Source organism: Vibrio sp. 10N.286.46.A8 (assembly GCF_041470165.1).
Lineage (GTDB): Bacteria > Pseudomonadota > Gammaproteobacteria > Enterobacterales > Vibrionaceae > Vibrio > Vibrio tasmaniensis_A.
On record NZ_JBFRLX010000225.1, the window covers coordinates 1 to 23,797 of the forward strand.

At 45.2% G+C, this 23,797-nt stretch carries 26 protein-coding genes; 9 read left to right on the forward strand and 17 right to left on the reverse strand.

Going from position 1 to position 23,797, the window contains the following annotated elements; translation table 11 throughout:
- Positions 1-185 (forward strand): hypothetical protein (locus tag AB4232_RS19370; RefSeq protein ID WP_372087795.1); only part of this gene is annotated, 185 nt, incomplete at its 5' end.
- Here AB4232_RS19370 and fusA read toward each other — a convergent pair.
- From fusA to fkpA, 8 genes are all read right to left on the reverse strand, one after another.
- Positions 166-2,262, reverse strand: coding sequence for an elongation factor G (gene fusA, locus AB4232_RS19375; RefSeq protein ID WP_372087796.1), 2,097 nt, complete (start codon positions 2,260-2,262; stop codon positions 166-168). The genes AB4232_RS19370 and fusA overlap by 20 nt on opposite strands.
- A 166-nt stretch (positions 2,263-2,428) precedes the next feature.
- The gene (rpsG, locus tag AB4232_RS19380) at positions 2,429-2,899 is read right to left on the reverse strand and encodes a 30S ribosomal protein S7 (protein WP_012604916.1); all 471 of its coding nucleotides are present in this window, start codon (positions 2,897-2,899) and stop codon (positions 2,429-2,431) included.
- A 103-nt stretch (positions 2,900-3,002) separates the two neighbouring features.
- Positions 3,003-3,377, reverse strand: a complete 375-nt coding sequence (gene rpsL, locus AB4232_RS19385; RefSeq protein ID WP_012604917.1) for a 30S ribosomal protein S12 — start codon at positions 3,375-3,377, stop codon at positions 3,003-3,005.
- A gap of 181 nt (positions 3,378-3,558) precedes the next feature.
- Complete coding sequence (tusB, locus tag AB4232_RS19390; RefSeq protein ID WP_135382425.1) at positions 3,559-3,834, reverse strand: sulfurtransferase complex subunit TusB; 276 nt, start codon at positions 3,832-3,834, stop codon at positions 3,559-3,561.
- 8 nt (positions 3,835-3,842) lie between these two features.
- On the reverse strand, positions 3,843-4,199 hold the full coding sequence (gene tusC / locus AB4232_RS19395) for a sulfurtransferase complex subunit TusC (RefSeq protein ID WP_065679718.1): 357 nt from the start codon (positions 4,197-4,199) through the stop codon (positions 3,843-3,845).
- Complete coding sequence (tusD, locus tag AB4232_RS19400; RefSeq protein ID WP_017103600.1) at positions 4,196-4,585, reverse strand: sulfurtransferase complex subunit TusD; 390 nt, start codon at positions 4,583-4,585, stop codon at positions 4,196-4,198. Before tusD ends, tusC begins: the two co-directional genes overlap by 4 nt.
- Positions 4,579-5,304, reverse strand: a complete 726-nt coding sequence (locus tag AB4232_RS19405; protein ID WP_012604921.1) for a transcriptional regulator — start codon at positions 5,302-5,304, stop codon at positions 4,579-4,581. The genes tusD and AB4232_RS19405 overlap by 7 nt, the downstream gene beginning before the upstream one ends.
- A gap of 205 nt (positions 5,305-5,509) precedes the next feature.
- Complete coding sequence (gene fkpA / locus AB4232_RS19410; protein ID WP_009848932.1) at positions 5,510-6,286, reverse strand: FKBP-type peptidyl-prolyl cis-trans isomerase; 777 nt, start codon at positions 6,284-6,286, stop codon at positions 5,510-5,512.
- Positions 6,287-6,417: 131 nt separating this feature from the next.
- Here fkpA and AB4232_RS19415 point away from each other — a divergent pair, with 131 nt between their 5' ends.
- Both AB4232_RS19415 and AB4232_RS19420 read left to right on the forward strand, forming a co-directional pair.
- Positions 6,418-7,395: a WD40 repeat domain-containing protein gene (locus AB4232_RS19415; RefSeq protein WP_122047196.1), complete on the forward strand. Its 978-nt coding sequence runs from the start codon at positions 6,418-6,420 to the stop codon at positions 7,393-7,395.
- 5 nt (positions 7,396-7,400) lie between these two features.
- Positions 7,401-7,628: a SlyX family protein gene (locus AB4232_RS19420; protein WP_009848930.1), complete on the forward strand. Its 228-nt coding sequence runs from the start codon at positions 7,401-7,403 to the stop codon at positions 7,626-7,628.
- Positions 7,629-7,810: 182 nt separating this feature from the next.
- Here AB4232_RS19420 and AB4232_RS19425 read toward each other — a convergent pair whose 3' ends face one another.
- The 5 genes from AB4232_RS19425 to kefG all read right to left on the reverse strand — a co-directional run bounded on the left by AB4232_RS19425 (position 7,811) and on the right by kefG (position 12,466).
- Positions 7,811-8,776 (reverse strand): isoaspartyl peptidase/L-asparaginase family protein, encoded by a 966-nt coding sequence (locus tag AB4232_RS19425; protein WP_017103602.1) that lies wholly within the window; start codon positions 8,774-8,776, stop codon positions 7,811-7,813.
- A 236-nt stretch (positions 8,777-9,012) separates the two neighbouring features.
- Positions 9,013-9,603 carry a peptidylprolyl isomerase gene (gene slyD / locus AB4232_RS19430; RefSeq protein ID WP_009848928.1) on the reverse strand — a complete coding sequence of 197 codons (591 nt, stop codon included), beginning with the start codon at positions 9,601-9,603 and terminating at the stop codon, positions 9,013-9,015.
- Between the two features lie 94 nt (positions 9,604-9,697).
- Positions 9,698-9,898, reverse strand: coding sequence for a YheV family putative zinc ribbon protein (locus AB4232_RS19435; protein WP_019825339.1), 201 nt, complete (start codon positions 9,896-9,898; stop codon positions 9,698-9,700).
- A 200-nt stretch (positions 9,899-10,098) separates the two neighbouring features.
- The gene (kefB, locus tag AB4232_RS19440) at positions 10,099-11,895 is read right to left on the reverse strand and encodes a glutathione-regulated potassium-efflux system protein KefB (protein ID WP_029225383.1); all 1,797 of its coding nucleotides are present in this window, start codon (positions 11,893-11,895) and stop codon (positions 10,099-10,101) included.
- The gene (gene kefG, locus AB4232_RS19445; RefSeq protein ID WP_009848925.1) at positions 11,882-12,466 is read right to left on the reverse strand and encodes a glutathione-regulated potassium-efflux system ancillary protein KefG; all 585 of its coding nucleotides are present in this window, start codon (positions 12,464-12,466) and stop codon (positions 11,882-11,884) included. The genes kefB and kefG overlap by 14 nt, the downstream gene beginning before the upstream one ends.
- 174 nt (positions 12,467-12,640) lie before the next feature.
- Between kefG and AB4232_RS19450 the strand changes: the two genes are divergently transcribed.
- The 6 genes from AB4232_RS19450 (at position 12,641) to crp (ending at position 18,428) form a co-directional block, all read left to right on the forward strand.
- Positions 12,641-14,563 (forward strand): ABC transporter ATP-binding protein, encoded by a 1,923-nt coding sequence (locus AB4232_RS19450; RefSeq protein WP_372087797.1) that lies wholly within the window; start codon positions 12,641-12,643, stop codon positions 14,561-14,563.
- The gene (locus AB4232_RS19455; RefSeq protein WP_009848923.1) at positions 14,560-15,030 is read left to right on the forward strand and encodes a TIGR02444 family protein; all 471 of its coding nucleotides are present in this window, start codon (positions 14,560-14,562) and stop codon (positions 15,028-15,030) included. Before AB4232_RS19450 ends, AB4232_RS19455 begins: the two co-directional genes overlap by 4 nt.
- Before the next feature lie 276 nt (positions 15,031-15,306).
- The gene (locus AB4232_RS19460) at positions 15,307-16,299 is read left to right on the forward strand and encodes a hydrolase (protein ID WP_372087798.1); all 993 of its coding nucleotides are present in this window, start codon (positions 15,307-15,309) and stop codon (positions 16,297-16,299) included.
- 95 nt (positions 16,300-16,394) lie between these two features.
- Positions 16,395-16,607 carry a YheU family protein gene (locus tag AB4232_RS19465; protein ID WP_372087799.1) on the forward strand — a complete coding sequence of 71 codons (213 nt, stop codon included), beginning with the start codon at positions 16,395-16,397 and terminating at the stop codon, positions 16,605-16,607.
- A 77-nt stretch (positions 16,608-16,684) separates the two neighbouring features.
- Positions 16,685-17,554 carry a phosphoribulokinase gene (locus AB4232_RS19470; RefSeq protein ID WP_012604929.1) on the forward strand — a complete coding sequence of 290 codons (870 nt, stop codon included), beginning with the start codon at positions 16,685-16,687 and terminating at the stop codon, positions 17,552-17,554.
- A gap of 241 nt (positions 17,555-17,795) precedes the next feature.
- Positions 17,796-18,428 carry a cAMP-activated global transcriptional regulator CRP gene (crp, locus tag AB4232_RS19475; RefSeq protein WP_004729651.1) on the forward strand — a complete coding sequence of 211 codons (633 nt, stop codon included), beginning with the start codon at positions 17,796-17,798 and terminating at the stop codon, positions 18,426-18,428.
- A 184-nt stretch (positions 18,429-18,612) separates the two neighbouring features.
- Here the strand turns inward: crp and AB4232_RS19480 are convergent, their stop codons facing one another.
- The 4 genes from AB4232_RS19480 to AB4232_RS19495 all read right to left on the reverse strand — a co-directional run bounded on the left by AB4232_RS19480 (position 18,613) and on the right by AB4232_RS19495 (position 23,513).
- Positions 18,613-19,404, reverse strand: a complete 792-nt coding sequence (locus AB4232_RS19480) for a DUF1338 domain-containing protein (protein WP_122047192.1) — start codon at positions 19,402-19,404, stop codon at positions 18,613-18,615.
- Between the two features lie 273 nt (positions 19,405-19,677).
- The gene (astD, locus tag AB4232_RS19485) at positions 19,678-21,135 is read right to left on the reverse strand and encodes a succinylglutamate-semialdehyde dehydrogenase (RefSeq protein WP_102258058.1); all 1,458 of its coding nucleotides are present in this window, start codon (positions 21,133-21,135) and stop codon (positions 19,678-19,680) included.
- Positions 21,136-21,174: 39 nt separating this feature from the next.
- A complete protein-coding gene (gene astA / locus AB4232_RS19490) occupies positions 21,175-22,194 on the reverse strand; it encodes an arginine N-succinyltransferase (protein ID WP_372087800.1) in 1,020 nt (339 codons plus the stop codon).
- A 107-nt stretch (positions 22,195-22,301) separates the two neighbouring features.
- Entirely contained in the window at positions 22,302-23,513 is a 1,212-nt protein-coding gene (locus tag AB4232_RS19495; protein ID WP_012604934.1) for an aspartate aminotransferase family protein, read from the reverse strand.
- Positions 23,514-23,797: the final 284 nt, after the last annotated feature.

Here is a 23,797-nt window from a genome sequence, read left to right on the forward strand (position 1 = left end):
CAAATTTTTCTTTAGACACAATCGTGTTCCTTCCTAGTTATGATTCGCCACGTTCATTATTGAGCGAGACGCGCCAGAAATTGCTATTTTATGCGCCAACTCTCGTTAGCGCAATATTTGGACGCATTGTTCTTTCAAAAAATGAAAAAAATGCGTCCCTTTTGTTTAACCACGCTCTGCAATGATTGCATTAGCAACATTTTTTGGCACTTCAGCGTACTCACTAAACTCCATAGAGTAAGAAGCACGACCTTGTGTCGCAGAACGTAAATCAGTTGCGTAACCGAACATGACAGACAACGGAACTTGTGCACGAATTATCTTCAGGCCAGCTGTCCCCTCGTCCATACCTTCGATGATGCCGCGACGACGGTTAATATCGCCAACAACGTCACCCATCCAGTCTTCTGGAGTAGTTACTTCAACTTTCATCATAGGCTCAAGCAAAACTGGTTGCGCTTCTAGTGCACCCGTTCTGAAAGCCATAGAGGCAGCGATTGTAAACGCCATCTCACTTGAATCTACTTCATGGTAAGAACCATCATATAGTGTAGCTTTGATATCCAAAACTGGATAGCCCGCTAATACACCATTGTTCATTTGCTCTTCAACGCCTTTAGCGGCAGAGGTAATGAACTCTTTTGGCACGATACCATTGGCAATTTCATCTACGAAGACAAAGCCTTCACCGGCTTCTGATGGTTCCAGTTTCAGCCACACGTGACCGTACTGTCCTTTACCACCATGTTCGCGGATAAATTTACCTTCAGCTTTCGCTGTACCACGAATGGTTTCACGATAAGCAACTTGCGGATTACCAACGTTGCAGTTCACACTGAATTCACGCTTCATGCGGTCAACGATGATATCTAAGTGCAGTTCACCCATACCAGAGATTAGTGTCTGGCCAGTCTCGTCATCCGTTTCAACACGGAACGATGGATCTTCTGCCGCTAGCTTACCTAACGCGATAGTCATTTTATCTTGATCAGCTTGAGAGCGAGGCTCTACAACGATCTGAATAACTGGATCTGGGAATTCCATACGTTCAAGAACAATTTTATGGTTCTGATCACATAGAGTTTCACCAGTAGTAACATCTTTAAGGCCGATAATGGCTGCGATGTCACCTGCTCGTACTTCTTTTACTTCTTCACGCTTGTTTGAGTGCATTTGAACAATGCGCCCTAAACGTTCACGTTGTTTCTTCACAGAGTTGTAAGCTGTTTTACCGCTTTCAACAACACCAGAGTAAACACGGATGAAAGTTAAAGTACCAACAAATGGGTCTGTTGCAATTTTAAATGCTAGCGCTGAGAACGGTTCTTTGTCGTCTGCATGACGCTCTGCTTCGTTCTCGTCTTCATCGATACCTTTAATTGCAGGTACATCGACAGGAGAAGGAAGGAAGTCAACAACTGCATCTAGAACAGCTTGTACACCTTTGTTTTTGAATGCACTACCACATGTAGCAAGTACGATTTCATTATTAAGGGTACGAGTACGAAGACCTTGTTTGATTTCAGCTTCTGTTAGTTCACCTTCTTCAAGGTACTTATCCATCAGCTCTTCATTTGCTTCTGCAGCAGCTTCAACAAGTTCTGTACGATATTCTTCAGCCATTTCTTGCATGTCTGCAGGAATATCTTCGTATGTGAAAGTCATGCCTTGGTCAGCTTCGTTCCAGTTAATCGCCTTCATCTTGATAAGATCGACAACGCCTTGGAAGTTTTCTTCAGCACCAATGTTCAGTTGAATTGGAACAGGAGTTGCGCCTAGGCGATCCTTGATCTGTTCAACTACACGCAAGAAGTCTGCGCCTGTACGGTCCATTTTATTAACGAAAACCATACGTGGAACTTGGTACTTATCAGCTTGACGCCATACAGTCTCTGACTGAGGTTCAACACCAGATGAGCCACAGAACACAACAACTGCACCATCAAGTACACGCAGAGAACGTTCTACTTCGATTGTGAAGTCAACGTGCCCCGGAGTGTCGATGATATTAATACGGTGGTCAGAGTACTGAGCTTCCATACCACGCCAAAACGTAGTAGTTGCTGCTGAAGTGATCGTAATACCGCGCTCTTGCTCTTGCTCCATCCAATCCATGGTTGCTGCACCATCGTGAACTTCGCCGATTTTGTGAGAAAGACCGGTATAGAACAGAATACGTTCACTTGTGGTTGTTTTACCTGCATCTACGTGAGCAACGATACCGATATTACGGTATTGCTCAATAGGAGTTTTACGAGCCACGGTTGAATCCTCTTATTAGAGACTTAGGGACTATTGCTATGTCTAGATTATGCGCTAGAAGCGATACTTCGCTAAAAAGTGCTTGCCCTAGAAATAGCAATAGTTCCTAGCATAAGCATAGGAACTAAAGAAGTGCTGCAAGGAAACTTGCAGCACTAAAAAGGTATTACCAGCGGTAATGTGCGAACGCTTTGTTTGCGTCAGCCATACGGTGAACGTCTTCACGTTTCTTAACCGAAGTACCTTTGTTCTCAGACGCGTCTAGCATTTCAGCAGCTAGGCGTTGAGCCATAGATTTTTCACCACGCTTACGCGCAGCTTCAACTACCCAACGCATAGCAAGAGCGTTACGGCGAACCGGACGAACTTCTACAGGTACTTGGTAAGTTGAACCACCCACACGGCGAGATTTAACTTCTACCGCTGGACGAACATTTTCAAGAGCTTCTTCAAATACAGCTAAGTGATCTTTACCAGATTTCTCAGCCATAACTTCTAGTGCAGTGTAAACAATCTTCTCTGCAGTAGATTTTTTTCCGTCAACCATAAGGATGTTAACGAATTTTGCCAGCAGCTCAGATTTGAACTTAGGATCTGGAAGGATCTTACGCTGGCCTATTACGCGACGACGTGGCATGGAATTTCTCCGTTGTCTTCTTCAGGTTTTTTCCAAAACTTTTCAGAATAATAAATAAATAGTGTTTGGCCTTACTTAACGCTTTCTTTAAAAAAAAGACGCATTAAGACTTAGGACGTTTCACACCATACTTAGAACGACCTTTCTTACGGTCGTTAACGCCTGCACAGTCAAGTGCACCGCGAACAGTGTGGTAACGCACACCTGGTAAATCTTTAACACGACCACCACGGATAAGAACAACACTGTGTTCTTGAAGGTTATGACCTTCGCCGCCGATGTATGAAGTAACTTCAAAGCCGTTAGTTAGACGAACACGACATACTTTACGTAGTGCTGAGTTCGGTTTTTTTGGAGTAGTAGTATATACGCGAGTACATACACCACGTTTTTGTGGGCACGCTTCTAGTGCAGGCACGTTGCTTTTAACAACCTGCTTTACACGAGGAGTACGTACCAACTGGTTAATAGTTGCCATTAACTAGCTCCTGATTTACTTGAAAGTAAGCTTGATGAAAAATCTAGCCCTATTACACATAGTGTAAATAGGGACGCAAAATTCTATTCAGCAGTGGGATGTGTGTCAAGAAATATACAGATCTTTTTTAGCCGTCTAGAGCTCAGGATGGTCTTTTTTTAACCACACGGATAAAATGCAGCTACCAAGTGACTGATTTGTCGTTCAAAACAGTCAGTTTTACGAATCCATCGAAGTCCACTTGATCCAGAGAGCTTGAAGCAAGTTGTTGTAGACCTCGACTATAAAGATCTGTTTTTAATACCGACACATGTTTAACGGTTGAGATTTGATTGAATAACTCATGATTTGGAAGGCAAACATACACCGCATCTTCAACCAAAAGGATGTGATCCTGTTGTTGCGAGTACGCTAATGCAAGCTTGAGTTTGTCTACTGATTTTACAATATGAAGCATAACGTTCCCTAGAAAGTCAGTATTTTTTTGCTCTGAGCTAACTTCTGCGTCAACTCATTCACTTCTAGCGCAGTCACATCGATCAGTAAGCTATCAGTCGAGAGACCAAACTGATTGAGGCTATGTTGACACACGTAAACCTGCTCGATGTCGTAAAGGTCCATAAGCTTGAATGCGGAAATATAGTCACGTGATAAGGATTCATCAGGCTGTTGCGCTTTGAGAAGCTGTGTAACGCCATCACCGACAAAGAATACGCTGATGTCTTCACTGTAAGCTGAAGCCGCTAACAATGCGTCTAGCCCTTCCCTACCTGCAGCCGTTGTATGAGGAAAGCTGTTAAATATAAATGCTAATGTGCTCAAAACTGAACAACCCTATCTTGCGTCAGAAGTGCTTCAGATAAACTCCCTAAGCCAGCTTGGGTAAACCCTGTCGCCAAGTTAGATGCACTTAATTGATGTTGCGCCGCTTCTTCAGTGCTGATAACTCCACGCCTTAGCGCAGCAGCAACACATGTCTCTAAGCTAACATTGTGCTCGTCCGCCAGTTTTTGCCAAGCGGCAGCTAAATCAAATTCATCATTAGCAGGCACAGTAATGCCAGAGCCATTACTGACCCCGTCTTGATAGAAGAACACACTGTGAAGTTTGTGGCCCTGTTTCAATAGAGCCACAGCAAACTGATAAGCACTTCTTGCGGATTGTGAGCCGTAAACGGGTCCATTAACTAAGAGTGTATAGCTTAACAACCCTCTTCATCCTCTGTTTTACGTTGACGGATGTACAAGTACACTGTGTGCTTAGAGATATTCAATCGCTCAGCAACGCGGTTAATCGCGTCTTTGATGTCGAAAATACCTTTGTCGTATAGCTCCATCACGATTTGGCGATTTTTGGTGTTGTTCGATACAGATTTGTCTGCATTGATTTCTTCAATCGTGCGTTCAACCGTTTGGTCGACAAGTTCTTCAACATCACTAGCAAAGTTAACAGATGACGCAGCTTCGTCCGCGTCTTGCGTAGGCATGAAAGATTGCAGAACTTGTGAAAATGGCGCATCTAAGTTCACGTTAATACACAATAAGCCAATCACTCGGTCTTCACCATTGCGGATAGCAACCGTGATCGACTTCATTAGTACCCCGCCTTTAGCGCGAGTAAAATATGAACGAGAGAAGTTACGCTTAGAACCTTCAATATCTTTCAACATCTTCAATGCAAGATCGGTGATTGGCGAACCAACCTGACGGCCTGTATTTTCACCATTGGCAATTTTAATCGCAGATGTATTGAGGTCTTCTAAAGAGTGTAAAACGATTTCACAAAACGGACCGATCAGACTCGCAATACCATCAACTACGGCCTCATAAGATCTTAAGATAATTTTATCGTGTTCACTGAATGGCATGACATGGACTGATTCCATTTCGAGTAACATGTCCGCATTGACTGTTTCTGTAGTAGTCACTTATTCCTTACCTTCGTGTGAAAAATCAACAAATTTATGTAAGTTTATCAGAAAATTTTAATTGCACACCTAGCTAACATTGCAACTAGTGATTTAGAACAAGTTTAAAAATCAAATACTCATATTCAAGTCATAAAAAAAGCCTAACTTAAAGTTAGGCTTTTTATTCAATCAACGTATTCTAGTACGAGGCTTTTAACCGATATTATTGTGCAGGAGCTGCTTCAGCGTTATCGATGTTTAGTAGTTCTACTTCGAATACTAGCGTTGAGTTAGCTGGGATAGTCGGTGTATCTTGCTCACCGTATGCTAGCTCTGGCGGGATAACGAACTTGTACTTAGAACCCACTTGCATCAGTTGTACACCTTCAGTCCAACCTGGGATTACGCGGTTTAGTGGGAATGTTGCTGGTTCGCCACGATCGTAAGAGCTGTCGAACTGAGTACCGTCTGTTAGCGTACCTTTGTAGTGTACTTGAACCGTATCAGTGTCTTTTGGAGAAGCGCCTTCACCAGCCGTCATTACTTGGTAAAGTAGACCAGATTCAGTTTGCTTAACGCCTTCAGTTTTAGCGAACTCAGCGCGGAAGTCATCACCCGCTTTCTTCACTTCTGCAGACTTTTCTGCCGCTTGTGCTTGCATCGTTTCAGCAACACGCTTGTCTAGAGCTTCAAGAGCTGCACGAGTCTCTTCTTCGTTAAGTGCCGTCTTCTCTGCGAATACGTCTTCGATACCTTGAAGAACCATCGCTTTGTCTAGGTTAATACCTAGCTCGCTTGGCTTATCAATGCTTGTGCTTAAGTAGTTAGCGAAAGATACACCGATTGCGTATGCCGCTTTGTCATCTTCTGTTTTAAAGTTTACTGCTGCAACTTTAACTTCTTCTACCTGTGGAGCTTCTGCCTTTGGTTCTTCTTTCTGACAACCAACTGCTAGCATAACCGTTGCGGCAAGCAGTGATACTTTTAAAACTGATTTCATTGAATTCTCCAATTAATGGCCAAGCCATTGGTTATTGTGCACAAATCTAATGATTAGATTGGTGTGAATACGTTAGTTATAACAATATACTAGTCATATGTCTTTCGACACAAACCGGATTATTGGATGTGATGCGAATATTTTTCCACTCATTGCTATGTACGATTGTCATCACCTTGTTAAATGGCTGCTTTTTCTTCCAAGATGATGACCAACGCTGGGAAATTGAACCCAACGGCGCCACCAGCTTTGCCCTAAGTAGAGATGGACGCTTCGCGCTGCTCTACTCGCAGCAAAAACAGCTGCTCCTTTGGGATCTTGCCCAAAACAAAGAACTGGCTCAACTTGGTCCACAAGATCAATCCGAAAATCAAGTATCGCGTATTCGCATCTCTGACAATGGTCGCTTTGCCATTACCGCCAGTCAGATGAATTTCGCCGTTTGGGACTTATCTTGGACACAAGCTGAAGGGCTATGGTCGATTTCCGATGGCTTAATTCGCGATGTTGATATCTCTAGCAACGGTGAAAAAGTACTGCTGGGCCTATCTAATGGCAAAGCTATCTATGTGGACTTAGTCACCGGACGCCGTCTGGAGTTCCTCGCTCACCGAGAAAAAGTTAATTCCGTCTCCCTATCTTCGAATGGGCGCTACGCATTATCAGGCGGTAACGACTATAAAGCTTACCTTTGGGATACCGAATCAGGCTTGGTATTGCGTACATTCGAGCATGAACAAAGAGTCGTACGAGTTGCCTTACAACGAGATGGAGAGCTAGCTTTTACCTCCGATGGAGGGAATCAAGCGATGATCTGGGATCTTGAGACAGGTGAACCTCAAGCTCAATTGCAGAGCTGGTCTCGACAGCTAATTTTCTCCAGTGCTCGCTTTTCTGATGACGGCAGTATGTTGGTAACAGGTACGCCATCTAGCCAAGTGAGCGTGTGGAGTACTCAAGATGGTAAACGCATTTCTCGCCACGACGCCGAGCCATTAAAAGATGCTCGCCCTCCTCGTGCGGTAGTGTATGATGCAGCCTTTGATGATAAGAACCGTGTGATATCGGGCACCTCTGCGGGCATTGCCCAAGCTTGGAATGTGGATTAAGAACGATGACAGAAAAGCGAGTTGAACAATTAGAAAGCCGCGTGAATGACCTAGAATGTCAGTTGGCTTTCCAAGAGCAAACCATTGAAGAACTTAATGAAGCGCTTAGCCAACAACAAATGTTGATCACGAGAATGCAAGACCAGATGAAGTTCGTGGTTGGCAAAGTAAAAAATATGGATGGCTCAAACCTCGCTGACGCATCAGAAGAGACGCCACCCCCACACTATTAAGTGCGGTTTAAAGATAACGAATTAATTCTAGCGACGCATATCGTTAGTTTCTCGTCCTCAATGTGTAAACACATGTCAGGACGGGACATAGAGAACCAAAAGGGCGACAGATACTTATCTGTCGCCCTTTTGTTTGTTTAATCTGCGCTAATTCAACTAAAGTCAGTTAAGGCAATACAAACTTAGTCATCGGCATAAATTTTCACTTCCACGCAGCCATTAGTATCAACACTCGCACGGTACATTCCTGAACTGTTCATACCGAAATGAATATCACCTTGTCCATCGATAGCAATCAAGCCACCTTCACCACCCATGGTTTTCAATTCACCTTGAATTATCGTTTCACAAGCCGTATGCACATCTTCCTTGAGATAACGCATTCGTGCCGCCACATCACTGGCAACCATCTTTCTAAGGAAGAACTCCCCCATACCTGTTGTTGAAACGGCCACATTGCCATTTTCAGCAACAGTGCCTGCACCGATGATTGGAGAATCTCCCACACGACCGTATTTTTTATTGGTTACGCCACCAGTGCTGGTTGCGGCTGCTAAGTTTCCGGCTTGGTCTAATGCAACCGCGCCAACCGTGCCGTACTTTTTATCATCTGGATATTTATCAGCTTGCTCTTCATCATATTTCGCTTCAGACAAAGCAAAAATACCTTTCTCTTTCATCGACTGAAGTTGGTCATAACGACGCTCAGTAAAGAAGTAATCTTGCTCGGTGAAAGTATGGTCATGCTCAAACGCAAACTTCTCGGCGCCTTCACCAATCAGCAGCACATGGTCGCTTTTAAGCATCACATCACGCGCAAGCTCAATTGGATTTTTGATATGGCGGACACCGGCAATAGCCCCCGCATCCATTTCACGACCGTGCATCACAGAAGCATCCATCTCAACAAATTCATCATGAGTCAGAACTGAACCTTTACCGGCATTAAAGTGGGGACTGTCTTCCATCACCTTAACTGAAGCAACCACTGCATCTAGCGCATCGCCACCCGACTGTAATACTTGATAGCCAGCCAAAACCGATTTTTCCAAAGCCTCGGTAATACCCGTTTTTAATTCATCACTCATTTGCTCTCGTAAGATGGTGCCTGCACCACCATGAATGGCAATTGAAAAAGGCTGTGACATACAAACTCTCCACTGACGTCGACTTATAATGTTGTGCTATCAATACCACATCCAAGGTTTGAAGTCTGATAGCGAAAACCAAACTATTTACGAACGCTTAGATTTTCGGACACTAAGATTTGCAGACAATTAGTTTGGTAGACGAAAAGCCAACTCAAAAAGCTAGCACCCTAAACGAAAAAAAACCTCCACAAGGGAGGCTTTCAATATTCTTAAACTAAACCGTTAATTCGGTATTAGTGAGAACCACAGCTACCGCCGCCGCAGCAGCCGTCTTTTTTCTCTTCAGCGTGGTCATGGCCTTCGCCACCACAGCAACCACCTTCGTGATCATGATCGTGGTCGTGACCGCCACAGCCGCCTTCTTGGTGTACGTGACCGTGTTGAACTTCTTCTTCAGTCGCTTCACGAACCGCTACAACTTCAACGTCAAACGTTAGAGTTTGGCCAGCTAGCATGTGGTTACCGTCAACAACAACTTCGTCGCCATCTACTTCAGTAACTTCAACTGGGATTGGACCTTGGTCAGTATCCGCGAGGAAACGCATGCCAACTTCGATTTGCTCAACACCTTGGAATACGTCTGCAGGAACACGTTGAACTAGGTCATCGTTGTGCTCGCCGTAAGCGTCTTCTGGAGTAACAGTTGCTGAGAACTTGTCGCCAGCGACTTTGCCTTCAAGCTCTTTTTCAAGACCTGTAATTAGGTTGTTGTGACCGTGAAGGTAATCTAGTGGAGCTTCTGCAGTTGATTGGTCAACTACTACGCCATCTTCAAGTTTCACTTGATATGCAACACTAACTACTACGTTCTTTTCAATTTTCATGAGAGCTCCAAGGAGGTTTGGACTAAGCTCGAACAATTGAGCTTAGGAAAAATTCTGTACCCGGATATTATGGGGATCAATTGACGAAACTCAATCACTCAGGCTTAAAAATACCGATCATTTCTTGATTCGCGTGTTCAGATTTCTCTACAGTTTTCGGTTTCCGTTGTTCTGTGAAGTCACAATCGACACATTCCACCAGCTCGATATTGTTTTCAATCCACCAGCGGAGTGTGTCTTGAGTACTGCAGCTTGGGCAGCTCGCCCCTGCGATAAAGCGTTTTTTCTGTTTCACGTTCATATCCTTTACTACTCTGGATTCACAGTTCTTCCGCTCTAGCTCTATTAAAGACAAAGCAGAGACCGCGTTTATTATTAGGGTGTATTGTTGTTAGCTATAAGATCTTGGTCAAAGCTCTTGGTTATAAGCTCTGGTTGCAAAATGCTTGGTGTTAATTGAGTAGCTCTAAGTTCTGAAGAACTATTCATTCCAGACTATTGCCAATAGTTTCGAGATTGGTGATCGTTTTCCATCTCGTGTCCAAAAATCTCTTCAAGCTCTTTGCGAGCCTCTTTCGCTCTTTGGGCTAACTCGGCATCTTCGTTATGCTGAGGCAGCAACTCTTTCAGCATACCATTATCCAGTTTCCTAAAGTGTGCTTCTGCTCGCTTCGCTTTATATGGATGCATGCCAAGTTCGGTCAATGTTTGACGACCTAAATCTAATGCCCCAAGGAAGGTTTCACGCGAGTAGTTACTCACACCATGGTTAAGTAATTGATACGCTTCAACACGGCTTCGTGCACGCGCTAAAATCTTCAACTGTGGGAAGTGCTGCTTACACAAATCGACGGTCTTCATGATTTCATCAGGAGAATCGGTACATAACACAATGGCTTCTGCCTTGTCAGCTCCCGCAGCTCGTAATAGTTCAAGGTGAGTCGAGTCACCGTAAAATACCTTGTAGCCGAACTTCCTAAGGATATGTATTTGGCTGGCATCACTTTCAAGGACGGTGATACGAATCTTGTTGGCATACATCAGACGACCAATGATCTGACCGAAACGACCAAAGCCCGCAATAATCACTCGAGGACTACGATCAACCACATCTGAAGACATCGCGCTTTCACTGATTTGATTAAGTTGGCGAGCAAAAAATCGGTCTTGCAGCTTAAGCATCAATGGTGTGGTCACCATAGAAAGACTCACAACAACCAGTAAGAACGACACTTGGTCGCCGCTTAAGATACCTTGTGCACTCGCCGCGGTAAAAATAACGAAGGCAAACTCACCACCTTGGCTGAGAATCATCGCCATTCGGCTGCGCGCTTTAGCTTGAGTACCGAAGATACGAGCCAGCGCATACAACACCAAGCCCTTCAATACGACCAGAGACGACACCGCGATAAGTATTGCGAATGGACTTTCTGCCAATAAACCTAGGTTTACCGCCATACCCACAGAGATAAAGAACAGGCCAAGCAGTAACCCTTTGAATGGGTCAATCGCGATTTCAAGCTCGTGTCGATATTCACTTTCAGCCAGAAGTACGCCCGCCAAGAAAGTACCTAATGCCATCGACAAACCAATCTGCTGCATGATGACAGCAATACCAATCACCAATAACAACGCCGCGACCGTGAACAACTCACGCACACCGCTCATGACTACATATCGGAACAGTGGTCTCAACAAGAAGTGACCACCGACAAGCAAGCCAATTACACCACCTAGCATCCACAACATGTCAGCCCAACTGCCGCCCGTATTGCCAGCGAGCAAAGGCAGCATCGCCAACATAGGGATAACGGCTATATCTTGGAAAAGTAATACCGCAAAGCCTGACTGCCCCGCTTCTTTGCCACCAAGCTCTCGCTCTTCAATAACACGCAACGCAATAGCGGTCGAAGACAAAGCTAAACCCATGCCGATGACTAAGCTAGTTTGCCAAGTTAAACCAAACATACACGCGATAGCGGTAATAATCAGAGTGGTGATCAACACTTGCGCGCCGCCTAATCCGAGAATAGGCGCCCGCATCTGCCATAATTTTTTAGGGTTAAGCTCTAAACCAATCAGAAAGAGCAGCAGTACCACCCCGAACTCGGAGAAGTGCAGAATCGCTTCGACATCACTGATTAAACCAAGCCCCCAAGGGCCAATCGCCACACCCGCTAATAAGTAACCGAGTACCGACCCTAATCCAGCGCGCTGTGCGATAGGAACCGCAACCACAGCAGCAGCTAAAAATATAACGCTACTTTGTAGAAAATCGTTAGTCAGAGCCATCATTCGCTCCTATATCTTGTAGCGGGTCTCGCAACCAATTTCGATACGCTTCTGCGTGTTGGTAACGCGTCATATCGGTGACATTTCGTGCCCAGTGTAAAACCAAAGGGGATATCCAGTGCATCTGACACAAAGCAGCGGTTAGCTCGAATGGTTGCAAAATCTCTTGTAATGGATATTTATTATAGCCTGCGGCACCAAACGCCTCTTCTTTACCACCGGTAGTAATCACACTGCGCCAGTGTTTACCTTTAAGCGCACTTTGCTCACCAAACGCAAAACCCTTGCCTAATACTCGGTCAAACCACTCTTTAAGCAGTGATGGGCAGGAATACATAAACAAAGGGTGTTGGAACACGATCACATCATATTCAAGCAGCAATGCATGCTCAGAAGGCACATCAATAAAGAAGTCAGGATAGATGGCGTAGAGATCGTGGACTTTGACATTCCCAAGCGACTCTATCTTTTTAACCATGATCTGGTTAGCGATAGAGGTTTGCGGCTCTGGGTGCGCATAGATGACCAGCACCTTTGGCACGGGGTTGTCTGTCGAGGGAGTATTACTCATTCCTTTGAAACATTCCTTTGAAGGCTAAACGGTGGCAAGGCCACAAGAATTTAAGCAAAAGTTACTAATATGTTATTGGCATCATAACGCAAATTGCATTGTGATCGACTTTTATCTGGTTTCAGCCTACTATGCAGGCGTCTGTTCACCTCTAATTTCTATGCTATTTCAATTATGATTACTTTCTCTGATATTCAATTGCTACGCGGCGGTAAGCCACTCCTCGACCAAGCATCTGCGACTTTTCACCCTGGCGACAAGATCGGTTTGGTTGGTAAGAATGGCTGTGGTAAATCTACGCTGTTCGCCCTGATTAAGGACGAACTGTCTATTGATGCTGGCTCATTCAGTAAACCAGCCCATTGGGAAATGGCTTGGGTTGCTCAAGAAACACCTGCATTAGAAAGAACAGCAATTGAATACGTGATTGATGGCGACCGTGAATACCGTGGCCTTGAAGATCAACTTGAGAAAGCCGAACAAGCCGACAACGGCACATTAGTCGCAGAGATCCATGGCAAGATTGAAACCATTGGTGGTTATAGCATCAAAGCACGCGCGGCTGAGTTGTTAGACGGCCTAGGCTTTCGCCAAGAACAAATGACATGGAACCTGACTCAATTTTCAGGGGGTTGGCGTATGCGTTTGAACCTAGCGCAAGCCCTACTGTGTCGCAGTGACCTACTGTTACTCGATGAGCCAACCAACCACTTGGATTTAGACGCTGTAATGTGGCTAGAGCGCTGGTTACAAAACTACCCAGGCACACTCGTTCTTATCTCACACGATAGGGACTTCTTGGATCCTATCGTCAACCGCATCGTGCATGTTGAAAATCAACTGCTCAATGAATACACCGGTAACTACTCGTCGTTCGAAACCCAACGAGCGCAAAAGCTAATTCTGCAACAAGCGATGTACCAAAAGCAGCAGAAACAAATGTCGCACATGCAGAGCTACATTGACCGTTTCCGTTATAAAGCTTCAAAAGCTCGCCAAGCGCAAAGCCGTATTAAAGCGCTAGAGAAGATGGAACAAGTACTGCCCGCTCAGTTTGATAACCCTTTCAGCTTTGAATTTAGAGAACCAGACGCACTACCAAACCCAATCATGATGATGGACGAGGTATCTGCAGGTTACGATGACAATCTGATTCTAGAGAAGATTCGCCTAAACCTAGTACCGGGCAGCCGTATTGGTTTGCTTGGTCGAAATGGTGCCGGTAAATCGACGCTGATTAAGCTGCTTTCAGGTGAACTGAAACAGCAAGGTGGCGAGCTAAGCTATTCGCAAGGCGTTAAAATGGGTTACTTTGCCCAACACCAATTAGAGACGCTGCACCCGGAAGAGACACCACTTCAGCACATGATGCAGATTGCGCCAAAACACACCGAGCAACAACTGCGTGATTATCTAGGTAGCTTTGGCTTCCAAGGTGAAAAAGCACTCGATAAAGTGGCCCCCTTCTCCGGTGGTGAAAAAGCGCGTTTAGTTCTGGCGCTACTGGTATGGCAAAAACCGAACCTGTTGCTACTCGATGAACCAACCAACCACTTGGATCTCGATATGCGTCAGGCACTAACGTTTGCATTGCAGACGTTTGAAGGCGCGATGGTTATCGTATCGCACGACCGCTACCTACTTCGTGCCACTACTGATGATTTATACCTTGTACACGACCGTCAAGTTGCACCGTTTGATGGTGACCTTAGCGATTACTACAAGTGGTTAACCGAACAACAGAAAGTTGAGCGCAAAGAAGCACAAGCATTGGCACCAGCAAAAGATAGCGCCAACAGTGCAGCAGCAAAAAAAGATCAGAAACGTAAAGAAGCAGAGTTCCGTAAACTGACGGCACCAATTCGTAAAAAGCTGACTCAATTTGAAAAGCAGATGGATAAATTAACGTTGGCTCTTGAAGAAGCCGAGCAAGAATTATCCGACACTTCACTGTATGAAGCTGAAAATAAGGCTAAACTGAATAAAGTACTCGCTCTACAAGCGAGCAGTAAGTCACAGCTAGAAGAAGTTGAAATGGATTGGATGTCCACTCAAGAAGAGCTTGAGCAGATGGAACTGGATATGGATAGCTTATGAGCCCAGAGCACGCACCAATATCACTAACACTGGAACGACTATGGCAATTTAGCCTTCAGTATTACAGTGTGCGCGGTGTTAAGGATGCGTGCTTAGCTTTGCAAAACCAATTCCATGGCAACGTCAATCTACTGCTGCTTCTCAAATGGCTTGATGAGCAGCAACTCTCTTTTGCTGAGGAAGAGTGGCACAAGGTGCAACAATGCTTAAGCCGCTCTGAAACCTTGCTTCATAGTTATCGAGAGCTGCGTAAACACCTCAAAGCACACGTTGTCGATTCACTCTACCGTGAAGCCTTACAATTTGAGCTGCAGCTTGAAAAGCAACAACAGTCCGACCTCGTCGACTGCATTAAGTCTCTTCAACTTACAGCGAACCAACAATCACCGCTCGCTTTACAGTACTGTCGTTTATTAGGGGCGGAAAATCTCTACGACGCTTTTTCTGAACCAGCACCACAGCCCTAACGCATTTCCTTTTCCTTTTATTCAATCAAGCTCCAAGCTTAACTGCGCTCGCTCGTTACCATGATCGCATGCTGACTAAAACACATTTGGGGGAGTCTTTAATACGCCCAACCTTGATATTATTCAACCAGTTACCCATCATCTGTTTTGGTCGATCATATCAGTGAAACCCTTGCGCTTATGCTAAGAATCAACCAAGCTCAAATAAAAACGTGGGCGTTTCGCTAAAAGCTCAACACTTTATCAAAGCCCATAAAAGAAGCATGGACTGTTTTTATGACAATATTTACCGCTGCCGCTGGCCTATCGAATCCACATTTACAAACCTTAGTGCCAAGATTTATTAGAAAGCAGGCGTTGTTTGCTCCTCAATGGCAGACCTTAGAAACTCCCGACGGCGATTTCCTAGACCTTGCATGGAGTGAATCGCCAGACGGTGACAAGCCAAGCAATGATGATAAAAGTAACAAGCCAATATTCGTTCTATTCCACGGATTAGAAGGGAGCTTTGAGAGCCCTTACGCCAACGGGCTGATGAATGCATTTGCTAAAGATGGTTGGCTATCAGTGATGATGCACTTTAGAGGTTGCAGCGGAAAACCAAATCGCTTGGCTCGTGCATACCATTCAGGTGAAGTCGAAGATGCGCGCTTTTTCCTAAGGCATCTGCACGCGCAGTTCCCCAGCAACCCCAAAGTTGCAGTTGGTATCTCTTTGGGTGGTAACATGCTGGCGAATTATTTGGCTGAGTATGCCGACGACCCATTGCTGTCGGCGGCGACCATAGTATCAGCTCCATTTGACTTGGCTTGTTGTTCTAGTCGCATTGAGCAGGGCTTCTCCAAGCTCTATAAGAAGTATCTACTCAACTCTCTAAAATCAAACGCCTTGAAAAAAGTTAACCTGCTACAGGAAAAGCTGGGGGTCACAGCGGAAACCATTAAGAAGATCACCAAACTGTATGAGTTTGATGAACAAATCACGGCGCCTCTGCATGGGTTCAAAAATGCCCAAGATTATTATGCACAATGCTCCGCACTGCCTAAACTCAAGAAGATCAAACTACCAACTCAGATCATTCATGCCAAGGACGATCCTTTCATGACCGATGATGTGATTCCAAAGTTCGTTCTGCCTGATAACATCGATTATCGACTGTTTCAAAAAGGCGGTCATGTGGGGTTCATTACCGGCAGCACACTCAAGCCAAGATTTTGGTTAGAAGAAGCATTACCCGCCTACTATGAAAGTCTACAAGATTCGGCATAATGACGAGCCTTAGTAAATAGCAGTAAAAATATTACTAAGCTCACTCATTTCTACAACAATAAACCTATCCATGAACATAAAAGAGAGAAGTATTTATGATCATCCCGTGGCAAGACATTGCGCCAGAGACACTGGAAAACCTCATCAAAGAATTCGTACTGCGTGAAGGTACAGACTATGGTGACGTAGAAGTTTCACTGCAAAACAAAATTGACCAAGTGAAACATCAATTAGCCTCAGGAGAAGTGAGTATCGTGTTTTCTGAACTGCATGAAACCGTTGATATTCAAGTCACAAAACGCATCTAAGCTGCGCTCATAAAGGAGCCGTGTTATAGTGGTAAACGATTGCTAACAAGTAAGTTACTCAAAAGACAAGGGTTGTCATGTCCGCTAAACATCCAATTATTGCGGTGACGGGTTCATCTGGAGCCGGCACCACCACTACCTCAGAAGCCTTCCGAAAAATGTTCAATATGATGGACGTGAAGGCGGCTTGGGTTGAAGGGGATAGTTTCCATCGCTTCACTCGACCAGAGATGGATGTCGAGATCCGTAAGGCGCGCGAGCAAGGTAAGCACATCAGCTACTTTGGTCCACAAGCTAACGATTTTGGTGCATTAGAAGATTTCTTCCGTCAATACGGCAATGAAGGCACGGGAAAAGTCCGTAGCTATCTGCATACCTTCGATGAAGCCGTGCCTTACAATCAAATGCCCGGCACCTTTACGCCATGGCAAGAGATCCCTGAAAACTCGGATGTGATGTTCTACGAAGGTCTTCACGGTGGCGTAGTCGATGGTGACATCAATGTTTCTCAACACGTCGATCTGCTTATCGGCATGGTACCTATCGTAAACTTGGAATGGATCCAGAAATTCGTTCGTGACACACGCGATCGTGGGCACTCTCGCGAAGCGGTGATGGATTCTATTGTTCGCTCAATGGATGATTACCTTAACTACATTACCCCGCAGTTTTCGCGTACTCATATCAACTTTCAGCGTGTCCCTACCGTAGATACATCGAATCCACTGAATGCAAAAGGGATCCCAAGTTTAGACGAAAGCTTCGTGGTTATACGTTTGCGCGGCATCAAAAACGTCGATTTCCCTTACCTGTTGGCTATGATTGATGGCTCATTTATGTCACGTCATAACACGCTTGTGGTGCCAGGAGGCAAGATGAGTTTTGCTATGGAGCTCATTGTAAGGCCGATCCTGCAACAACTTATAGAAACCGGGAAAATAGGTTAACAAAACAACATTCTGGTTGATTACTTTTCATACCGTGATCATGTGCACAATTTTGCGTAAAAAATCGTAGCTTGGTCACGATTAAAATCAAGAAATAGTACCTGAAAAAGGATACTATTCTTAAACGAAACACAAGATAGCTTGCAGCACTCAACGAGTGCTCTTATCCTAGCTAGGTCAATTCAGGCTTAGCTAAAATATGGAAAGCGGCAAGCATACCCTGCAGAGGAAGTAAGATATTATGGTTCTAGGTAAACCCCAAACCGATCCAACATTAGAGTGGTTCCTTTCACACTGTCATATTCATAAGTACCCTTCAAAAAGTACTTTGATTCATGCTGGTGAAAAGGCAGAAACCTTGTACTACATCGTTAAAGGTTCTGTGGCAGTTCTTATCAAAGACGAAGAAGGTAAGGAAATGATTCTTTCTTACCTAAACCAAGGCGACTTCATCGGTGAGCTTGGCTTGTTCGAAGAAGACCAAGAGCGTACTGCATGGGTTCGTGCAAAATCTCCTTGTGAAGTGGCTGAGATTTCTTTCAAGAAATTCCGTCAACTTATCCAAGTGAACCCAGATATTCTAATGCGTCTTTCAGCGCAAATGGCAAACCGTCTACAAGTAACTAGCCAAAAGGTTGGTGACTTAGCGTTCCTTGACGTAACAGGTCGTATCGCTCAAACGCTACTAAACCTAGCAAAACAGCCAGATGCAATGACTCACCCTGACGGCATGCAAATCAAGATCACTCGTCAAGAGATTGGCCAGATTGTTGGTTGTTCTCGTGAGACCGTAGGTCGTATCTTGAAGATGCTAGAAGAGCAGAACCTAATTTCTGCACACGGTAAGACTATCGTGGTATACGGCACTCGTTAATCTCGATTAACTGAGCCAAAAATTTGAAAGCCACCAAATGCGAATTTGGTGGCTTTTTTGTTTTCTAAAGATATAGAGAGCAGATGCGGGAAGCAAAGTTAGAAATCGGACTTCACTATTCTAAAGTATCTCGAAGCGAAGCGTACCCGTACCTCTAGGGCAAAGCCCGTACTCGTATCTTTCTTTAACCGTTGGTGCTTTCAAAGATCTTGTCAGCTGAAGCCGCGACAAATCCGGTATAAAGCTCACCATTGGCCATCGCATAACGCTTAGCAAACTCATAGAAGCCTCCAGGAATCATCTCATTGCCTTCAACAAATGAAACTGGGACTTTGTCTGCCATTGTTGATGATTGCTCTAACAAGACCTCTGGAGAGCCTTTCACCTCGCCGCCAGATGCGTTGATAGTGAAGCCTGATTCGCTCAGGTAATCATTTACTGCTTGAACTTCATCAAAAGCGTCGAGTTGATTAACGCTCACCGTAAAGTGGTTTGCACCGTAACCATGAGCTGCGAGCCAAGAAGCGTATTCACTCTCTTTTGCTAGCACTTGGAAATCTGCGAAGTTCAAATCCCAAAGACGACCACCAAACAAGAATTCATGACCTTGCAGTTTGCTAGCATCCACTTGCTCAACCAACTTAGCAACGATCTGTTGCAGGTCACTTGAACACTCTTCGACCTTCAACTCACTAATGAACACTTTTGGTTGGTTTGGATCTGGGTGCTCGTAGTGCTTAGCCACTAGCTTCTTGCTCTCAAATAAGTAATCGCCACACGCCTTGTAACCTAACTCAAGGAAAGGTTTAGCCAATGTTTCAATACCTAGCGGTGCAACATTGAAAGTACGCAGTGCAATGTGATCGTTAATCAGGGCTTCGTCTTCTTTCAGCAAATGGTGTACTTTCTCAGCCGATGGGCAAAGCCTGTGAATGTAATCATTCCATAGTGATTTAAAGAGTAGATCGGGCGTCATGGTGACTCCTTGTCAGAGGTTCTAGCAAGCTAGTAATTTGGATTAGAAAGGGAGAGGCTGGACATAGAGTCAGCAGCCATCAGCCTGTGACATACTTGTTCTATTATTATCTACCGCCCAATCGAGGTGTCGGACGTGGGTGAAAATAGGAAGCGATAACACCGCTTCCTTATTACACAATCAATCAATGAATCTGTCATTCATGAGCCTAGAGCTCATAAGCTTATAATTTATAAGCTTTTGACTCATGGACTTATAGCTTAAGAACCAAAACTACAGCTCAATACCTGGGCTAAACGTAGTTGGCAGTTGAGTTTCACCACCTTCCATTGACGCCATTGGGTAAGCACAGTAGTCAGCCGCATAGTAAGCACTTGGGCGTAGGTTGCCTGAAGCACCCGGGCCACCAAATGGTGCATCACCACTTGCACCTGTTAGCTGGCGATTACGGTTAACAATACCCGCACGGATATGGTCAACGAAGTATTCCCATTCGGAATCGTCGGTTGAAACTAGGCCTGCAGACAAACCAAAGCGCGTGTCATTAGCCAGTTCAACGGCTTGCTCTAGCGATTGGTAGCGAACCACTTGCAGTAATGGGCCGAAGTACTCTTCATCTGGCAACTCAGCAATGTTGGTTGCATCGATAATACCCGGAGAAACAAACGCCGCTTCGCCCGCTTTTGCTTCGACTAGGCTTACACCACCTAACGATTGCAGATTAGCTTGCGCGTCCAAAATGAACTTAGCTGCCGCTTCAGAGATTTGTGGGCCCATGAAGGGTGCTGGTTCTGCGAACGGCTGATCAACACGAATCTTCAAGGTAGCCGCAACGAGCTTATCGAGCAGTTGTTCACCCTTCTCGCCAACAGGAACATACAAACGACGAGCACATGTACAACGTTGACCCGCACTGATGAAAGCCGATTGGATAATGGTATAAACCGTCGCGTCAGCATCACCAAATTGGTCACTGATCACCATCGGGTTGTTGCCACCCATCTCTAGCGCCAGCATCTTGCCCGGTTGACCCGCGAATTGACGGTGAAGGATATGACCGGTATTAGCACTACCCGTGAATAGCACGCCATCAAGACCTTTAGCATCAGCCAGTGCGATACCTGTCTCTTTAGCGCCTTGCACTAGGTTGATCACGCCAGCAGGAAGGCCTGCTTCTTGCCATAGCTTCATCGCAAACTCACCTGTCCAAGGTGTCTGCTCTGACGGCTTAAATACCACGGTATTACCCGATAGCAGTGCTGGAACAATATGACCATTAGGTAGGTGACCTGGGAAGTTGTAAGGGCCAAATACCGCCATAACGCCTAATGGACGATGACGCAGTACGATTTGGTTACCTGCCGCTTCACGCGAAGCTTCACCAGTACGTTCGTGGTATGCACGAATAGAGATAGCGATTTTACCCGCCATTGCGCCCGCTTCAGTGCGAGTTTCCCAAATCGGCTTACCCGTCTCTTTTGCAATAATCTGTGCAATCTCTTCGCTGTTCTCTTTTACCTTCTCAGCAAAGTTCAACACGATCGCTTCACGCTCTGCAAAGCTCAGTTTCTTCCAAACTAAGAACGCATCACGAGCCGCTGCTACTGCAGATTCAACCTGCGCTGGTGTTGCACTATCGCCTTGCCACACGACTTCATTGTTGTATGGGCTTACTGATGTCATGGCGTCGCCTTGACCTGCCACCCACTGTCCTGCTATCCACTGAGTCATACTTCTATCCTTAAAATCTTCGACAGATAATCGCCGCTCTTATTGAGCCAACATACGAACGAATTCGCCTTCTTTTACTTCAAGAGCGCTTGCTACTTCAGATGATAAAATCACTGTGTCGCTTGCTTGGTCATACGCGCCTTTCGCGGCTACTGCGCGGAAGTTCTCAAATGAGGAATTACCAATTAGGAAGTCTTTAGAGCTGGAGTGCTCTGCAATTTTCACCTGAGCTCGAATCGCATGACGCACTGATTCAATGTTTCTTAAATCACACTCAACCGTTGGGCCTGCATCAAAGATGTCGACATAACCACGGTTAGTGAAACCTTCACGTTCCAACAACTTAAGTGCTGGGCGTGTATTATCATGTACCTCTCCAATCACCGCCTGAGCTTCTTTGCTCAGTAGGTTCACGTAGATAGGCAGCTTTGGCATTAGGTCAGCAATGAAGCCTTTCTTACCGATACCAGTGAGGTAATCTGCAAGCGTGAAATCAATTGAGAAGAAGTGCTCTTGCAGCCATTGCCAGAAAGGTGAGTTACCTTCCGCATCCGATACACCACGCATCTCAGCAAAAATCGTTTTCGAGAAACGCTCTGGGTGTTCAGACATAATCAGGAAGCGACACTTAGACATCAAACGACCATTCAACCCACCACGGAAAGCTGGACGCAAGAACAGTGTGCAGATCTCACTGCATCCGGTGTAGTTATTACCGAAAGTCAGCAGCTTAACGACGTTATTCACGCCAAGCTTTTGCGATGAGTGAACCACTTTGCTGATGTGGTAAGAGTAAAACGGAACATCCCAGCCAATTGAGGCTTCGATGCCTGTCGTACCGGCGACTTCTCCCGTTTCAGTGTCGAAGCCAACCATTAGGTAGCCTTCATCACCGGGTTCAGTCACGTCTTGTTTGGCAAAGCTGTATTCAGAGTGAGTAATTCGGTTAGTTAACAGTTCTTCGTTAACCGGAAGAGATGTGAATCCGTGACCAGATTCAACCGCGCAGGTATGCAGCGCATCGTAATCAGATAATTTTATTGGGCGAACAACTAGCATCAATATTCCCTCCAGATGCAAAACAGGCCCAAAACTAGAAGCTTGGGCCTTTAGCAGTACGTCATGGGATCGCTCTAATGGCGATCATTCCTATGACGCCGCTCAGGCTAAACTAGCGTAGCGATTGCTTTGTCTAGTTTTGATAAACCTTCTTCAATTTCTTGTGTAGTGATAACCAGTGATGGAGTAAAACGAACCACGTTTGCACCCGCAACCAGTACCATCAAGCCTTGTTCGCCTGCTGCTACTAATACATCACGAGCTCGACCTTGCCATGCTTCATTAAGCGCAGCGCCTAGCAATAGGCCTTTACCGCGAACTTCACTGAATATTTGGTATTTGTCGTTAATCTTAGCTAAACCATCACGAAATAGTGCTTCGCGTTCTTTCACGCCAGCCAAAGTTTCAGGTTGGCTTACTACGTCAACAACTGCTTCAGCAACGGCACACGCCAGTGGGTTACCACCGTAAGTCGAACCGTGCGTACCCACTTTTAGGTGTGTTGCAAGTTCAGACGTTGTTAGCATTGCGCCGATTGGGAAACCACCACCTAGTGATTTCGCAGTGCTTAGGATATCAGGTGTTACACCTAGGCCTTGGTAAGCGTAAAAGTTACCCGTGCGGCCATTACCCGTTTGCACTTCATCAAAGATAAGCAGCGCATTGTGTTTGTCACACAGTTCACGAACCGTGTTCACGAACTCAGATGTTGGAGAGATGATACCGCCCTCGCCTTGTAGAGGTTCCATCATGATTGCACATGTGCGATCTGAGATGTGCGCTTCTAGCGCTGCAATATCGTTGTAAGGCAGGTGAGTTACATCGCCCGGTTTAGGACCGAAGCCATCAGAGTAAGCCTCTTGCCCCCCCACAGTTACAGTAAAGAAAGTACGACCGTGGAAACCTTGTTTAAATGCAATGATTTCAGATTTCTCAGGACCGTGAACATCCGCTGCCCAACGACGAGCTAGCTTCAATGCTGCTTCGTTCGCTTCAGCACCAGAGTTGGCAAAGAATACTTTTTCTGCAAAACATACGTCTGTTAGCTTCTTCGCTAGACGCAGTGCAGGTTCGTTGGTCATAACATTACTTAAATGCCAAATCTTGTTTGCTTGCTCAGTAACTGCGTTAACCATTGCTGGGTGACAGTGACCCAAACAGCTCACAGCGATACCACCAGCAAAGTCGATATATTCTCGGCCTTGTTGGTCCCAAACGCGTGCGCCTTCCCCTTTTACCGGGATCATTTCCATTGGGTTATAACAAGGCACCATCACCTCATTAAACAGACTACGTTCTACTTTTTTTTCCACTGTCATCGTACATTCCTTTTCGATACCGCAAGCTTCGCAAATAAGCGTACTGGTTCATAAGTGAGACAAAGATATTTTCTCTCTCCATAATCCCGCTGCAGCATTATATTTACATTTAATTAACGTTTTCAATAGTAGATTATTCTTTAGCCATCCCTAACAACCAGCTAAACGTCACTACCTATGACTATTTATGCATCAATTAATCTGTTTTATGAAGCTTTTTTTACCTAAACGCATAACCTGCAACGGCAAAGCCTTACTGGCATTGCGGTATATTGGGTTCGAGA